General features: G+C 67.2%; 18 protein-coding genes. 11 read left to right on the top strand and 7 right to left on the bottom strand.

The features are described from left to right. The first annotated feature begins 6 nt into the window (after nt 1-6). The 10 genes from ACIQTX_RS16620 to ACIQTX_RS16575 all read left to right on the top strand — a co-directional run bounded on the left by ACIQTX_RS16620 (nt 7) and on the right by ACIQTX_RS16575 (nt 5,973). The gene (locus ACIQTX_RS16620; protein WP_028502163.1) at nt 7-939 is read left to right on the top strand and encodes a TetR family transcriptional regulator; all 933 of its coding nucleotides are present in this window, start codon (nt 7-9) and stop codon (nt 937-939) included. Between the two features lie 39 nt (nt 940-978). After that, nucleotides 979-1,902 carry a cyclase family protein gene (locus ACIQTX_RS16615; RefSeq protein WP_402974141.1) on the top strand — a complete coding sequence of 308 codons (924 nt, stop codon included), beginning with the start codon at nt 979-981 and terminating at the stop codon, nt 1,900-1,902. 75 nt (nt 1,903-1,977) lie between these two features. Further along, complete coding sequence (locus ACIQTX_RS16610; RefSeq protein WP_017204627.1) at nt 1,978-2,169, top strand: helix-turn-helix domain-containing protein; 192 nt, start codon at nt 1,978-1,980, stop codon at nt 2,167-2,169. Nucleotides 2,170-2,326: 157 nt separating this feature from the next. Then, entirely contained in the window at nt 2,327-2,425 is a 99-nt protein-coding gene (locus ACIQTX_RS16605; protein WP_003792170.1) for a 30S ribosomal protein bS22, read from the top strand. Between the two features lie 78 nt (nt 2,426-2,503). Continuing rightward, a complete protein-coding gene (locus ACIQTX_RS16600; RefSeq protein WP_028502165.1) occupies nt 2,504-2,806 on the top strand; it encodes a rhodanese-like domain-containing protein in 303 nt (100 codons plus the stop codon). Continuing rightward, the gene (locus ACIQTX_RS16595; RefSeq protein WP_028502166.1) at nt 2,803-3,099 is read left to right on the top strand and encodes a glutaredoxin family protein; all 297 of its coding nucleotides are present in this window, start codon (nt 2,803-2,805) and stop codon (nt 3,097-3,099) included. The genes ACIQTX_RS16600 and ACIQTX_RS16595 overlap by 4 nt, the downstream gene beginning before the upstream one ends. Then, a complete protein-coding gene (locus ACIQTX_RS16590) occupies nt 3,096-3,398 on the top strand; it encodes a Dabb family protein (RefSeq protein ID WP_402974136.1) in 303 nt (100 codons plus the stop codon). The genes ACIQTX_RS16595 and ACIQTX_RS16590 overlap by 4 nt, the downstream gene beginning before the upstream one ends. 172 nt (nt 3,399-3,570) lie before the next feature. Next, entirely contained in the window at nt 3,571-4,389 is an 819-nt protein-coding gene (locus tag ACIQTX_RS16585; protein ID WP_028502168.1) for a basic amino acid ABC transporter substrate-binding protein, read from the top strand. A 34-nt stretch (nt 4,390-4,423) separates the two neighbouring features. Then, nucleotides 4,424-5,221, top strand: a complete 798-nt coding sequence (locus ACIQTX_RS16580) for an amino acid ABC transporter permease (RefSeq protein ID WP_028502169.1) — start codon at nt 4,424-4,426, stop codon at nt 5,219-5,221. Further along, a complete protein-coding gene (locus ACIQTX_RS16575; RefSeq protein WP_105527757.1) occupies nt 5,218-5,973 on the top strand; it encodes an amino acid ABC transporter ATP-binding protein in 756 nt (251 codons plus the stop codon). Before ACIQTX_RS16580 ends, ACIQTX_RS16575 begins: the two co-directional genes overlap by 4 nt. Before the next feature lie 74 nt (nt 5,974-6,047). Here the strand turns inward: ACIQTX_RS16575 and ACIQTX_RS16570 are convergent, their stop codons facing one another. The 6 genes from ACIQTX_RS16570 to ACIQTX_RS16545 form a co-directional block, all read right to left on the bottom strand. Then, nucleotides 6,048-6,224, bottom strand: a complete 177-nt coding sequence (locus tag ACIQTX_RS16570; protein ID WP_081663082.1) for a YegP family protein — start codon at nt 6,222-6,224, stop codon at nt 6,048-6,050. 91 nt (nt 6,225-6,315) lie between these two features. Further along, nucleotides 6,316-7,407 carry an ABC transporter ATP-binding protein gene (locus ACIQTX_RS16565; RefSeq protein ID WP_402974131.1) on the bottom strand — a complete coding sequence of 364 codons (1,092 nt, stop codon included), beginning with the start codon at nt 7,405-7,407 and terminating at the stop codon, nt 6,316-6,318. Beyond that, entirely contained in the window at nt 7,404-8,198 is a 795-nt protein-coding gene (locus ACIQTX_RS16560; protein ID WP_402974128.1) for an ABC transporter permease, read from the bottom strand. Before ACIQTX_RS16560 ends, ACIQTX_RS16565 begins: the two co-directional genes overlap by 4 nt. Continuing rightward, nucleotides 8,195-9,133 carry an ABC transporter permease gene (locus ACIQTX_RS16555; protein WP_402974125.1) on the bottom strand — a complete coding sequence of 313 codons (939 nt, stop codon included), beginning with the start codon at nt 9,131-9,133 and terminating at the stop codon, nt 8,195-8,197. Before ACIQTX_RS16555 ends, ACIQTX_RS16560 begins: the two co-directional genes overlap by 4 nt. Beyond that, entirely contained in the window at nt 9,130-10,269 is a 1,140-nt protein-coding gene (locus ACIQTX_RS16550) for an ABC transporter substrate-binding protein (protein WP_402974123.1), read from the bottom strand. The genes ACIQTX_RS16555 and ACIQTX_RS16550 overlap by 4 nt, the downstream gene beginning before the upstream one ends. Nucleotides 10,270-10,404: 135 nt before the next feature. Beyond that, nucleotides 10,405-10,920, bottom strand: coding sequence for a GNAT family N-acetyltransferase (locus tag ACIQTX_RS16545; RefSeq protein WP_105527752.1), 516 nt, complete (start codon nt 10,918-10,920; stop codon nt 10,405-10,407). Between the two features lie 123 nt (nt 10,921-11,043). On the opposite strand from ACIQTX_RS16545, the gene ACIQTX_RS16540 reads away from it, so the two are divergent. Further along, complete coding sequence (locus ACIQTX_RS16540; RefSeq protein ID WP_402975565.1) at nt 11,044-11,829, top strand: sulfite exporter TauE/SafE family protein; 786 nt, start codon at nt 11,044-11,046, stop codon at nt 11,827-11,829. Nucleotides 11,830-11,965: 136 nt separating this feature from the next. Here the strand turns inward: ACIQTX_RS16540 and aspS are convergent, their stop codons facing one another. Further along, on the bottom strand, nt 11,966-13,747 hold the full coding sequence (gene aspS / locus ACIQTX_RS16535; protein ID WP_105527751.1) for an aspartate--tRNA ligase: 1,782 nt from the start codon (nt 13,745-13,747) through the stop codon (nt 11,966-11,968). Nucleotides 13,748-13,795: the final 48 nt, after the last annotated feature.

Below are 13,795 nucleotides of genomic sequence, written 5' to 3'. Positions count from 1 at the left end.
GATCGCATGACTGACATCGAGCCGCCGGAGCTGCCGAGGGGCATCGCGCTCGCCTGGGGAGTCGCCGCGAATCCGCAGCGCGGACCGAAGCGTGAGATGAGCGTCGAGAAGATCGTCGACGCCGCCGTCGAGCTGGCGGATGCCGAGGGGATCGGCGCCGTGTCGATGGCCGCCGTGGCCGCGCGCCTCGGCTTCACCCCGATGTCGCTCTACCGATACGTGACCGCGAAAGACGACCTGCTGCTGCTCATGCAGGAAGAGGCGACCGGGCTCCCTCCGGCAAGCCACCTCGAAGTCGACGGCTGGCGTGGACGGATGCTCGCCCTGTACGAGGCGCAGGTCCTGCTGTATCTCCGTCATCCGTGGATGCTCTCGTTGCCGATCGCAGGTTCTCCGATCACGCCCAACAGCTCGGCGTGGCTGGATGCCGGCCTCGCCTCCCTCGAGGAGACCCCGCTGTCGGCGGACGAGCGGATGGCTGTCGCGCTCGCGGTGACCGGGCATGCCCGCTGGTGCGGGATCGTGCAGGCCGGCTACACCGAGGAGTCCCGGCGGAGCGGGATCACCGCCGACGAAGTGGCGGCGCGCGAAGCGGCTCTCTTCGATCGGGTGATCACGGCAGAGGAGTTCCCTGCCCTGCGGCGCGCGATCGAGGACGACGTCTTCCTCTCCGAAGCCGATCCGTTCAGATTCGCCGTCGAGCGAACTCTCGACGGTGTCGCCGGCTACATCGCGGGGCTCGACCGCGGTGAAGCTCACGCCGAGGTGACCGAGTGGATCGACATCGATCCGGCCGAGCTGGCGGGCGACCGTCGACTCAAAGAGGCGCAGAAGGCGGTGCGCGAAGCTGAGAAGATGCTTCGCGCGGCACGCAAGATCGAACGGCAGACCCTGCGCGAAGCCGGGGATCGACTGGCGAAGGCGAAGAAGTCCGGCTGATTCGGCCTCGATGTCGTCGGCTCTTGCCATGATGTGGGCATGACTGCCGACCGCAGAGCGCACTTCGACTTCACGATCGCCTTCGCCAACGGCGGCGGCATGCAGGGCGATGGCTTCCGCCTCGACCTCCCTCGCGCGGACGTGTCGGCGCAGGAGATCGGTGCGCTCCTCATCCGGCACCTCGGATTGGCGCTGGTGAGCACCGTCCAGCTCCACGATCTCCGCATAGTCGAAGAGCCGCACCGGGGGAGCCGTGGCGTGGATGTCGTCGGCGACGCAGTCGAGGATAGGGTGATCGACCTCAGTCATCCGATCGAGGCCGGACTCGTGACGTACCCCGGTCTCCCGGCGCCGATCATCACGCCCTACCTCACGCGTGAGGACTCTCGCGCGCGATACGCGCCGGGAACCGAGTTCGAGATGGATGTCATCACGATGATCGGCAACACCGGCACCTACCTGGATGCTCCGTTCCACCGATATGCAGACGGTGGCGATCTCGCCTCGCTGGAGCTGCGCACCCTCGTGGGTCTGCCGGCCGAGGTGTTCCATCTTCGCGACGCGTGGGCGCCCGAGCGTCGCGGCATCCAGGCGACCACCCTCGCGGATCGGGAGCTTCATGGTGCGGCCGTGCTCCTCGACACCGGGTGGGATCGGTACTTCGGGAGGCCGGAGTATGCCTCTGGAGCCCCTTTCCTCGTCGAGGACACCGCCCGTTTCCTGGTCGATGCCGGAGTGCGTCTCGTCGGCATCGACTCGCTCAACATCGACGACACCGAGAGCGGAGGGGAGCGTCCGGCGCACAGCATCCTGCTCGCCGGAGGGGTGCATGTGGTCGAGCATCTGGCGAATCTCGACGAGGTTCCGGCGCGCGGAGCGAGGTTCACTGCGGCGCCGCCGGCGGTACGAGGGTTCGGCACGTTCCCGGTTCGGGCCTTCGCCACCGTGTCGGCGCCTCACTGATCACATGGGCCACATGGGTTTACACGCGTCCCAGCTACCACATAGAGTGTGCACATCGAGAAAGGGGTACGTGGGATGCCCGAGGTTCCAGACGTCCGATTCCTCACCGTTGCTGAGGTCGCAGAGTTGATGCGCGTGTCCAAGATGACCGTGTATCGGCTGGTTCATGCTGGGGAGCTGCCAGCCGTCCGTTTCGGACGCAGTTATCGCGTTCCAGAGTCCGCTGTGGCCGACGCGCTGCAGCGCCCGATCGCCGACGTCGGCTGACGTCGGCAGCTGTCTCACCGTTCGACAGCCTTCGGGCGGTCGATGAGTGTGACAGCCGAGGCCGCCGGGTTTGCTAGACTGACCCGAGGCATTTTCCGTGCCCGTACCCGGGTGTCCGATTTCGGCGACACCCAGCCACTGACTTAGTGAGGTTTCCGTGGGTTCTGTCATCAAGAAGCGCCGCAAGCGCATGGCGAAGAAGAAGCACCGCAAGCTGCTTCGTAAGACTCGCCACCAGCGTCGCAACAAGAAGTAAGCGACCAGACACGAGCGCCTGTCTTCGGACGGGCGCTTTGTGTCTCTGCCCGCAGCTCAGCCCTGCCGAGAGGATGTCATGAAGTCGATCACCGTCACCGAACTCGCCGAGCGCACCGGTATCCCACTCATCGACGTGCGGGAGGTGGACGAGTTCGCCGCAGGCCACGTGCCCGGTGCCGTCAACATCCCGATGTCTGAGATCGGCAATCGACTCGAAGATCTTCCGGCAGAGGCATTCGACGTCATCTGCCAAGCGGGTGGTCGGTCGGCACGCGTCGTCGAGGCGCTCGAAGCCCGCGGCTTCGATGCCACGAACGTCGAAGGCGGCACCGGCGAGTGGATCTCGCAGGGGCGTGCGGTCGAGGTGCCTGCGGCGTGACCACGCTGACTCTGATCGGCAAGCCGGACTGTCACCTGTGCGCTGTCGCCTCCGACGTCATCGATGCTGTCGTCGCCGAGCTGCCTGACGCAGCGGCCGAGAAGATCGAGATCGTCGAGGCCTCCATCCACGACGACCCTGCACTTTACGAGCTGTGGTGGGAGAAGATCCCGGTCGTGCTGATCGACGGCGAACTGCACGCACATTGGCGCGTGGCGCCTGATCGACTGCGCGAAGCACTCGAGGAGTCTGTTCGCGCAGACGCGCTGACCGGAACGAAGGAATCTCTGTGACCATCCGCCACGTCGTGACCTGGAAGCTCGCCGCCGAAGACGCCGCAGAGCGCGGTGCGCAGGCCCTCGAGGTCGCCCGCCGCCTCAACGCTCTCGATGGCGTTGTGCCCCAGCTCCTCTCGATCTCGGCAGGCGCCAACGTGGCATACACGGAGACGAACTGGGATGTCACTCTCGTCGCGGACTTCGCATCCGTCGCGGCGATCGAGGAGTACCAGGTGCACCCTGCGCATGAGGAGGTCGCCGCCTGCATCCGCTCGGTGGTCTCCTCGCGTGTCGCCGTCGACTTCGAGGTCTGAGACTGCGTCGCACCGGCCCCGGAACTCGGTTTCCGTGTGTGATCGGGGCGTACTTGCAACACAAACGTAATGCGCGCGGGTGCCGATGTCATTGGTCACGCGACGAGCCGCATGTTTAGATGAACTCCTATCCGTCAGCGGGCCTCCGTGCCCTCGACTCACAGGAGCCGACATGCCTCGTCGCAACCTCATCGCCGGTCTCGCCCTCGTGGCGACGGCCACCCTCGCGCTCGCCGGCTGCGCCACCGGATCATCCGACGCGGGAAGCAGTGACGCTCCCGCCGCCGACGACAAGTACGGTCTCGTCGAGGCCGGAACGCTCACGGTGTGCTCCGACGTCCCCTACCCGCCGTTCGAGGTCGAGGACACCAGTTCCGAGACCGGCTACTCGGGCTTCGACATCGATCTGCTCAGCGCGATCGCCGAGAAGATCGACCTGAAGCTCGCTGTGCAGGACGTGGGCTTCGACGCTCTGCAGTCGGGAACCACTCTCGCCGCCGGCACGTGTGACATCGGTGCCTCCGCGATGACGATCACCGACGAGCGCAAGGCGAACATCGACTTCTCCGACCCGTACGTCGACTCGCTGCAGTCGCTTCTCGTGCGTGCCGACTCGGACATCAAGTCGATCGACGACCTCGACGGCAAGAACGTCGGCGTGCAGCAGGGAACCACCGGCGAGACCTACGCGGGCGAGAACGCTCCCGGGGCTCAGCTGGTTCAGTACCCCTCGGACGGCGAGCTGTGGCCGGCCATGCAGGCCGGTCAGATCGACGCGATCCTGCAGGACCAGCCCGTCAACTACGTGCACGAGCAGGACGACCCCGACTACAAGATCGTCGAGACGTACCCGACCGACGAGACGTACGGCTTCGCCTTCGCCAAGGGCGAGAAGGACGAGCTGCGCGACGCGGTCAACAAGGCGCTCAAGGAGCTCCAGGACGACGGCGGATACCAGAAGATCTACGACGAGTACCTTGCGGCCAAGTGACCGGCGGCGTCGGTAGAGCGGGAGGACCTCGACGATGGCGTTGAGGCGTACCACCAAGAGCAGGCTGTATCGGTACTCGGTCTATGTGGTGTTGATCGCGATCGCCGTCTGGGCGATCGTGAGCACCGACTGGGCGAAGATCGGACCGCTGTTCTTCAATCCTGAAGTCGCGGCGAAGATGTTCCCCGGGATCATCACGACCGCTCTGGTGAACACACTGTGGTTCACGGCCGTGGCGTTCGCCGGCGGGCTGCTGCTCGGCGTCGTACTCGCGCTGATGAAGCTCTCGGTGATCGCACCGTTCCGGTGGATCGCGACGTGCTGGATCGAGTTGTTCCGTGGGCTTCCCGCGATCCTCACGATCTTCGCCATCGCATTCATCCTGCCGATCGCCCTGGGCGTTCCGGGGACCAAGCTCGGCGGACCAGTGGTGCTCGGTCTGATCGGCCTCGTGCTCGTCGCCTCGGCCTACATGGCCGAGACGATCCGCGCCGGCATCCAGGCGGTGCCGAAGGGGCAGACGGAGGCAGCACGCTCTCTGGGCATGTCGCCGATGAAGACGACCTTCTGGATCGTCGTGCCGCAGGGGTTCCGGATCATCATCCCGCCGCTGACCAACGAGTTCGTGCTGCTGTTGAAGGACACCTCGCTTCTTTTCATCGCGGGTTCGTTCATCTGGTCGAAGGAGCTGACGAACTTCGCCCGTGATGCGAGCACGCAGAACGCGAACGGAACGCCGCTGATCATGGCGGCGGTCCTCTACCTGATCGTGACGATCCCGCTCACGCGCTTCAGCGCGTGGCTGGAGCGTCGGATGGCGAGGCAGCGATGATCACGGACCTGATTGATGTCCATGCCCCGGCGATCGACCTGCAGGGGCTCGTGAAGTCGTTCGGCGACAACGAGGTGCTCAAGGGCATCGACCTCACCGTCACCAAGGGCGAGGTCGTGTGCGTGATCGGGCCGTCGGGCTCCGGCAAGTCGACCCTGCTGCGCTCGGTCAACCTGCTCGAGGAGCCCACCGGCGGCAAGGTGCTGATCGAGGGGATCGACATCACCGACCCCGACGTCGACATCGACCGCGTGCGCACCCGCATCGGCATGGTGTTCCAGAGCTTCAACCTGTTCCCGCACCTCGACGTGCTGGGCAACCTCACGATCGCTCAGCAGCGGGTGAAGAAGAGGTCGAAGAAGGAAGCCGAGTTGATCGCGCACGCGATGCTCGATCGGGTCGGCCTGGCGGAGAAAGCCGATGCCTACCCCGGGCACTTGTCTGGCGGACAGCAGCAGCGTGTGGCGATCGCCAGGGCGCTGTGCATGAACCCGGACATGATGCTGTTCGACGAGCCGACATCGGCGCTCGACCCCGAACTGGTCGGCGAGGTGCTGCAGGTCATGCGCTCGCTGGCCGACGAGGGGATGACGATGCTCGTCGTCACGCACGAGATGGGCTTCGCGCGCGAAGTCGGATCCCGCCTGATCTTCATGGACGGTGGGCACATCGTCGAAGAGGGCGATCCGCGCGAGGTGCTCGGCAACCCGCAGCATCAGCGCACGAAGGACTTCCTCTCGCGCGTGCTCTGAGCCGAAATCGACGAGACCCCCTGTCACAGATGTCTGTGACAGGGGGTCTCGTCGTGAAACGTGGATCGGTGAGGTCAGGCCTCGACGACCTCGGCGTCTGCGGCGTTGCGGCGGACGGAGTCGATGCCGTTCAGCGCGGCGGACTTCGACGAATATCCCTCGCTGACCGCGATGGTCTCGCCGTTGCCGGCCTTCAGACGGAACCGGTACTCGCCGGACTTGTCGGTGTACAACTCGAACTTGCCTGCCATGAGGCGTCCTTTCTCTCTCTTGAACAGAGGGAACCCCGCCCCTCGGGCCTCACGCTAGCGCTCAGAGCGGGCCCGGGGGAAGAGCGATGACTCAGCCCCGCGGATGCACGGCGACCGGCTCGGGGGCGATCGCGATGCGCACGCGATCGCCGAACGCGGGGTGGGTCCCCGGGGAGTGCTGCACCCGCACGAGCTCACCCGACTCGGTGCGCACGAGCGTACGACGCATGCTGCCGAGGAACGTGCTCTCCTCGACGAGGGCGTCGGCTGCGGCGTCGGCCTCTGACGCGAAGTAGACGTTCTCCGGCCGAAGGTACACGTCGACCGGACCGTCTGCCGGTGACTGCAGGGGGAGCCGCTGTCCCCACACCATGACGTGATCGCCCTCGGCCACCCCCGACACGACGCTGGACAGGCCGACGAACGCCGCCACCCCGGCCGTGGAGGGCATCGTGTAGAGCTGCTCCGGCGAGCCGATCTGCTCGATGCGACCCGCGTTCATCACGGCGATCCGGTCGGACACGGCCAGCGCCTCTTCCTGATCGTGCGTGACGAAGACGGTCGTGATCCCCAGACGCAGCTGGATGCGGCGAATCTCGTCGCGCAGCTGAACCCGCACCTTCGCGTCGAGCGCCGAGAGCGGTTCGTCGAGCAGCAGCACCTTGGGCTCGGTGACCAGTGCGCGCGCGAGCGCCACACGCTGCTGCTGCCCGCCGGAGAGCTGGTGCGGGAACCTGTCGGCGAAGTCGGCGAGGCCGACCAGCGCGAGGGCGTCGAGGGCCCGTCGTGCGGCCTCCGCCTTGCCGACGCCGCGTCGACGCAGGCCGAAAGCGGTGTTCTCGGCGACCCGCAGGTGCGGGAACAGGGAGTACGACTGGAAGACCATGCCGATGTCGCGCTTGTTGGTCGGCACTCGCGACACGTCACCGCCGCCCAGGAGCACCGCGCCCTCGTCGGCGCCCTCGAGACCTGCGAGAACTCGCAGCAGGGTCGTCTTGCCGCAACCGGAAGGGCCGAGGAGGGAGACGAACTCGCCGGGCGCGATGTCGAGGTCGACCCCGTGCAGCACCCGGTTGCCGGCGTAGCTCTTGACGATGCCCTGCAGCTCGACGCGGGTGCCCTCGCCGGCCTGAGCGAGGAGCAGGTTGTCCTTGGTGCGCGGGAGCGCGTGGTCGAGGGTCATGAGCGGGCCTTTCCGGAGCCGCGGGCGACGCGGCCGATGACGAGGAGCAGGAGGAAGACGAGCAGCAGCGCCAGCAGGGTGAAGATCGCCGGGGCGTAGGGATCCTGCTTGTTCACGACGACCATGGCGGTCTGGAACACCTGGCGGTTCAGGAGCGAGGCGATCGTGAACTCCCCGAGCACCACGGCGATGGAGATCAGCGATGCCGCGAGCAGTCCCTGGCGCATGTTCGGGGCGAGCACCTTCAAAACGACCGTCGGCCAGCTCGCGCCGAGCGAGCGCGCCGCTTCGGAGAGCGTGCGCAGATCCGCCGCATCGATCGATGCCTGGATCGAGCGGAAAGCGAACGGGAGAACCGTGATCCCGTAGGCGAAGGCGAGCGTCCAGGTGCCGGTGCCGAACGCGCGGCCGATCTGCAGATAGATCGGGGCGAGGCCGACCACGAGCACGATCGCCGGGATCGAGATGGGAAGCAGCACCGCGAACTCGAAGGCCGGCTTGAGCTTCGGGAAGCGCAGGTTCACCAGGATCATGGTCGGTGCGAGCAGCAGCAGGACGATGGCGACCGTCACGACCGCGAGGATCATCGAGTTGCCAAGCCCCGTCCAGATCGGCTTGAGGGTCGCCGCGGCCGCTGGGTCGAACAGCGCGATCCAGCGGGCGAATGACAATCCGCCCTCAGGGTCGCGCAGGGTGAACAGGAACGTCGATACCAGTGGGATCGCGAAGAACGCGCCGACAAGGATGCCGATGATCCAGCGGGTTGCGAGAGAGGGACCGAGGCGGTTCATGACTGCCACCTCGCAGCGCGTCGCTGCACGAGGGAGTACAGCGCCATCACGATCCCGACGATCACGATCATGCCGAGCGCGAGGGCGCCGGCGAGGTTCTCGCGGCCGAGCACCGTCTCGCTCGTGAGAGCGGTGCGGATCTGGAGCGGCACGATCTGCGCACCCTGGCTGGCGAGGGCGGCGGCCGTGGCATACGAGGAGAAGGCGTTCGCGAACAGCAGCAGCAGGCTGGCGAGGAACGACGGGGCGAGTACGGGGATGCCGATGCGGACCCAGAAGCTCGATCTCGTGCCACCGAGGGTGAGGTTGGCCTCTGCCCACTGCGGCTTGAGAGCGGCGAGGGCGGGCATGAAGGTGATCACCATGAGCGGTATCTGGAAGTAGAAGTAGGGGAGGATGAGGCCCGGCAGCTCATAGAGCCAGGTGCCGTTCTCGAAGATGTTGACGCCGAAGGAGTCCTTCAGGAAGACCGTGACGACGCCCTGGATGCCGATCGTCGCGATGAAGGCGAACGCCAGCATGACGCCGCCGAACTGCGCGAGCACACCCGCCGCGGCATCCACCGCCGAGCGTGTTCTGCCCTCGGGGTCCATGCCGAGCAGCGCGTAGCAGACGAGTGCACCGACCAGTGCGCCGACGACGGCGGTGAGCAGAGAGAGCCCGGCGGAGTTGGCGAAGGTGTTCAGCACGACGGGGTCGGCGAGGGCCGACAGGTTCGCCCACGTGAACGTGCCGTCCTTCGTGAAGAAGCCGGAGCCGATCGACAGGATCGTCGGGACTGCCAGGAAGAGCACGACATAGGCGGCGAACGGGACGAGCCCGAGCCAGGCGAGGGACGGAGCGGACCGCCGGGCCCTCGCGTGCTGCGAGGACCCGGCGGGGGTGGCGGGGGCGGACGCCGCAGCATCCGCCCCCGTTGCGGTGAGGGTGGTCACTGGACCGCCGCGGCCCACTTCTCGCCGAGCAGCGTGCCGGCGTTCGTCGACTGCTCCTCGGTCGGGACGACCGTCTCCTCCGGTGCCTCGGGGAGGGCGGCTGCCAGGTCGGCGTCGATCGTGCCGGCGTCGGTCATGGCCTCCATGCGCACCGGGCGGGCGCCACCCTTCAGCCAGAGGTTCTGCACCTCGTCGCTGTAGAGGAACTCCTGCCACAGGCGCGCGGCGGCCGGGTGCGGGGCGTCGGCGTTGATGGCCTGGTTGTAGTAGCCGGCATAGCCGGTGCCGTCGAACACGACGACCTTCCAGTCCTTGTTGTCGGCCGTGTGCGAGGCGTTCAGGTAGTCCCAGTCGAAGACGACCGGGGTCTCACCGCTCGCGATGGTCGCGGTCGTGACGTCGACCTTGAGCAGGTTGCCGGCCTTCTGCAGCTCCGAGAAGAAGTCGATGCCCGGCTGGAAGTCGTCGAGCGTGCCGTCGGACTGCACGGTGGCGAGGCCCACCGCTGCGAACGCGGCACCAGCCTGCGTCGGGTCGCCGTTGATCGCGACGGCGCCCTTGTAGTCGGCCGAGAGCAGGTCGGAGAGCTCGGCGGGAGCCTCGAACTTCGACGAGTCGTAGCCGATCGACATGTATCCGCCGTAGTCGCCGACGAAGAGACCGGTGGGCTCCTTCAGCTCGTCGGGGATGTCATCCCAGGTCTGCACTTTGTACGGCGCGAAGACATCGGTGTTCTGCAGGGCGACCGTGAGGCCGATGTCGAACACGTCGGGGGCGGTGTCCAGGCCCTCGTTCGTCTTCGCGGCCTGGATCTCCTCGGCGCTCGAGACGTCGGGGGAGGCTTCATTGATCGTGATCTCGGGGTACTTCTCGGCGAAGAGATCGAGGATCTCGCCGTAGTTCGCCCAGTCACGGGGCAGCGCGATGACGTTGAGCGAGCCCTCGGCCTTGGCAGCGGCTTCGAGGTCGGCGAACGTGCCGAAGTCCGCGACGGCGGTCGCGGCGGAAGCGTCCACGTCGGAGTCGCCGGCAGCGGGAGCGTCGGTCGCCCCTGCGCAGGAGGTCAGCGCGAGTACGGCCGTGGTGGCCAGGGCGATGCCGGCGCCGATGCGCGCGCGGCGGGTGAAGCGAGCCATGAGTGTCCTCTCGGTGTCCGGCGCTGTGAGCCGGTTTCGGGTTGCGAGAGGACACTATGAGGCGGAGGTTGCCGCCCGTCGCGGGTCTGGTGAACGGATGGTGGCGAGGCGGTGGCCGGTCGGGGCCGCCGGGTTTCAGCCTTGGGGGACCGTGTACTTGAATCCGCGGTGCGAGCCGACGTAGCCCAGGCGCTCGTAGAAGCGGTGGGCGTCGGTGCGGGCGGCATCGGAGGTGAGCTGCACCATGGTCGCGCCGACTGCGGGGGCTGCGACTTCGCCGACCCAGCGCATCACGGCGGAGCCGATGCCCGACGAGCGCAGGCTGCTCTGCACCCGCACGGCCTCGACGAGCAGTCGCCGTGCGCCGCGCCGCGCCATCCCCGGGATCGATGTGAGCTGCAGCGTGCCGACGATCGCACCGTCGAGTTCGACCACGAGCAGGTCGTTCGACGGCTCGGCCAGGATCTCGAGGAGCCCCTGCTCGTATGCGGGACGGTCTTCGTCGGACGCCACATCACCGCGTGCTGCACTGATCGGATCGTCGGCGAGCAGAGCGATCACGGCATCCGTGTCGTCGGCCGTCGCACGGCGGAGGAGCGCGGTTCCGATGCGCGATTCGAACGAGTGGGGCAGCGGGAGTGCATCGAGCATGGCTCCAGTCTGCCAGCGCGCGCTGTAACTCCCGGCGCCGATGCGAGGGCAACGCCGACTCTCTGGAATCATGGCGAGGTGGATATCGGCGCCGTGCTCGGACTCGAGCAGCTCACCTGGGGGATGCTGCTGCTCGTCGTCATCGCCGCTTTCTGCGCCGGCTGGATCGATGCGGTCGTCGGTGGGGGAGGGCTGCTGCAGCTTCCGGCTCTCCTGCTGATTCCCGGTATCTCCCCGGTGCAGGCGCTCGCGACGAACAAGCTCGCCTCGGTCTTCGGCACCGCGACCAGCAGCGTCACCTACTATCGCCGCGCGAAACCCGACCTGCGCACCGCCCTGCCGATGGCGATCATCGCCTTGATCGGCTCCTTCGGTGGAGCGGCGGTCGCGACCGTGCTGCCGCCGGCCGCGTTCAAACCCATCATCGTGATCGCGCTGCTCGTGGTGGCGCTGTTCACCGCGTTCAAGCCGCAGATGGGCGCGGCGACCCAGTTGCGGTTCCACGGGCACAAACACCACATCATGGCGGGCGTGGCGGGACTCGGCATCGGCTTCTACGACGGGATGATCGGGCCGGGTACAGGAACCTTCCTCGTGATCACCCTGGTCGCCCTGCTCGGCTACGACTTCCTGCAGGCGAGCGCCAAGGCCAAGATCGTGAACCTCGCGACGAACGCGGGCGCCCTGATGCTGTTCATCCCGCACGGCGCCGTGCTGTGGCTGCTGGGAAGCATCCTCGCGGTCGCGAACGTCGCCGGCAGCTACCTGGGGTCGCGCATGGCGATCTCGCGCGGGACCACGTTCATCCGCGTGGTGTTCCTCGTGGTCGTCATCGCACTGATCGCGAAGCTCGGTGTCGACGTGTGGAACGAGAACATCGTGCCCGCGTTCGCGGCGCTCTCGTCTTAGGCTCACGATGCTCTGCCGCGCGATGCCCTGCCGCGCGTGCGGCCTGCCGGATCAGGCAGAAACGCCGGATCAGGCAGGTTCCTCGCGGAACCGCCTGATCCGGCGTGTGTACCTGTGCCTGCGAAGGGCGGGGAGGTCAGGCCTCGTCGTCCTCGGGCTCGAAGTCGACTCCGGCCTCGGCGCGCTGCGCGTCGGTGATCGGTGCCGGAGCGGAGGTCAGCGGGTCGTAGCCGTTGCCCGACTTCGGGAACGCGATGACCTCGCGGATCGACTCGGTCTTGGTCAGGTGCTGCAGCACGCGGTCCATGCCGAGCGCGATCCCGCCGTGCGGCGGTGCGCCGAACTTGAACGCGTCGAGCAGGAAGCCGAACTGCTCATCGGCCTGCTCGTCGCTGATGCCCATGACCTCGAACACGCGCTTCTGCACGTCTTCGCGGTGGATGCGGATCGACCCGCCGCCGAGCTCGGAACCGTTGCACACGATGTCGTATGCGTAGGCGAGAGCAGATCCGGGGTCGGTGTCGAACGTGTCCTGGAACTCCGGCTTCGGACCGGTGAACGCGTGGTGCACTGCGGTCCAGGCGCCGGCGCCGACGGCCACGTCACCGGATGCCACGGCATCCGCCGCAGGCTCGAACATCGGGGCGTCGACCACCCAGGTGAAGGCGAACTCGTCGGGGTTGAGGTAGCCGAGACGGCGACCGATCTCGACGCGCGCAGCACCGAGCAGCGCACGGCTCTCCTTCGTGGAGCCGGCAGCGAAGAACACGCAGTCGCCCGGCTCAGCGCCGACGAACGCCGCGAGTCCGGCCTGCTCCGCCTCGGAGAGGTTCTTGGCAGCGGGGCCACCGAGTGAGCCGTCCTCGTTGAACAGGACGTAGGCGAGACCGCGAGCGCCGCGCTGCTTCGCCCAGTCCTGCCACGCGTCGAGCTGCTTGCGCGGCTGCGAGGCACCGCCGGGCATGCGAACCGCGCCGACGTACTCGGCCTGGAACACCCGGAACGGGGTTTCCTTGAAGTACTCGGTCATCTCGACGAGCTCGAGTCCGAAGCGCAGGTCGGGCTTGTCGGAGCCGTACTTGGCCATCGCCTCGGCGTAGGTCATGCGCGGCAGCGGGGTGGCGACCTCGACGCCGATCGTCGCCCACATCGCCTGGATGAGCGTCTCCATCAGTGCGATGACGTCTTCCTGGTCGACGAAGCTCATCTCGATGTCGAGCTGCGTGAACTCCGGCTGGCGGTCGGCACGGAAGTCTTCGTCGCGGTAGCAGCGCGCGATCTGGAAGTACTTCTCCACGCCTCCCACCATCAGCAGCTGCTTGAACAGCTGCGGCGACTGCGGCAGCGCGTACCAGCTGCCCGGGCTGAGGCGGGCGGGCACCAGGAAGTCGCGGGCGCCCTCAGGGGTCGAGCGGGTGAGCGTCGGAGTCTCGACCTCGGTGAAGTCGTCGGCGTGCAGCACGTCGCGGATCGCCTTGTAGACGTTCGAGCGCAGGCGCAGGGCGGATGCCGGCGCGGGACGGCGCAGGTCGAGGTAGCGGTACTTGAGGCGTGCCTCTTCGCCGACGGTCTCGGTCTCGGCGAGAGCCGTGGAGACCTGGAAGGGCAGCGGCGCGGACTCGTTGAGCACCTCGACGTCGCTCGCGATGAGCTCGATCTCGCCCGTGGGCAGGTTCGGGTTCGCGTTGCCGTCAGGGCGCTGCGAGACCACACCGGTGACCTGGAGCACGAACTCGTTGCGCAGCGGGTGGGCGATCTCCTCGTCACGGATGACGACCTGGGCGATGCCCGAGGCATCCCGCAGATCGATGAAAGCGACTCCTCCGTGGTCACGACGGCGATCGACCCAACCCGCGAGGGTGACGGTCTGACCGATGTGCTCGGCTCGCAGTGAGCCTGCCGAGTGGGTGCGAAGCACGGAGTATTCCTTCTGATCTGGGAAATGGGGAACCCGCCCATTCTACGG

This window comes from Microbacterium sp. NPDC090281, assembly GCF_044769635.1.
GTDB lineage: Bacteria > Actinomycetota > Actinomycetes > Actinomycetales > Microbacteriaceae > Microbacterium.
The sequence above is the reverse complement of the archived record's forward strand: the minus strand, read 5'-3'. Positions and strand labels throughout refer to the sequence as shown.

Excerpts from the sequence above, each read along its gene's own strand:
- ACIQTX_RS16620 (WP_028502163.1), top strand. The coding sequence starts at position 7 with ATGACTGACATCGAGCCGCCGGAGCTGCCGAGGGGCATCGCGCTCGCC.
- ACIQTX_RS16615 (WP_402974141.1), top strand. The coding sequence starts at position 979 with ATGACTGCCGACCGCAGAGCGCACTTCGACTTCACGATCGCCTTCGCC.
- ACIQTX_RS16610 (WP_017204627.1), top strand. The coding sequence starts at position 1,978 with ATGCCCGAGGTTCCAGACGTCCGATTCCTCACCGTTGCTGAGGTCGCA.
- ACIQTX_RS16600 (WP_028502165.1), top strand. The coding sequence starts at position 2,504 with ATGAAGTCGATCACCGTCACCGAACTCGCCGAGCGCACCGGTATCCCA.
- ACIQTX_RS16585 (WP_028502168.1), top strand. The coding sequence starts at position 3,571 with ATGCCTCGTCGCAACCTCATCGCCGGTCTCGCCCTCGTGGCGACGGCC.
- ACIQTX_RS16580 (WP_028502169.1), top strand. The coding sequence starts at position 4,424 with ATGGCGTTGAGGCGTACCACCAAGAGCAGGCTGTATCGGTACTCGGTC.
- ACIQTX_RS16575 (WP_105527757.1), top strand. The coding sequence starts at position 5,218 with ATGATCACGGACCTGATTGATGTCCATGCCCCGGCGATCGACCTGCAG.
- ACIQTX_RS16570 (WP_081663082.1), bottom strand. The coding sequence starts at position 6,224 with ATGGCAGGCAAGTTCGAGTTGTACACCGACAAGTCCGGCGAGTACCGG.
- ACIQTX_RS16565 (WP_402974131.1), bottom strand. The coding sequence starts at position 7,407 with ATGACCCTCGACCACGCGCTCCCGCGCACCAAGGACAACCTGCTCCTC.
- ACIQTX_RS16560 (WP_402974128.1), bottom strand. The coding sequence starts at position 8,198 with ATGAACCGCCTCGGTCCCTCTCTCGCAACCCGCTGGATCATCGGCATC.
- ACIQTX_RS16550 (WP_402974123.1), bottom strand. The coding sequence starts at position 10,269 with ATGGCTCGCTTCACCCGCCGCGCGCGCATCGGCGCCGGCATCGCCCTG.
- ACIQTX_RS16545 (WP_105527752.1), bottom strand. The coding sequence starts at position 10,920 with ATGCTCGATGCACTCCCGCTGCCCCACTCGTTCGAATCGCGCATCGGA.
- ACIQTX_RS16540 (WP_402975565.1), top strand. The coding sequence starts at position 11,044 with ATGCTGCTGCTCGTCGTCATCGCCGCTTTCTGCGCCGGCTGGATCGAT.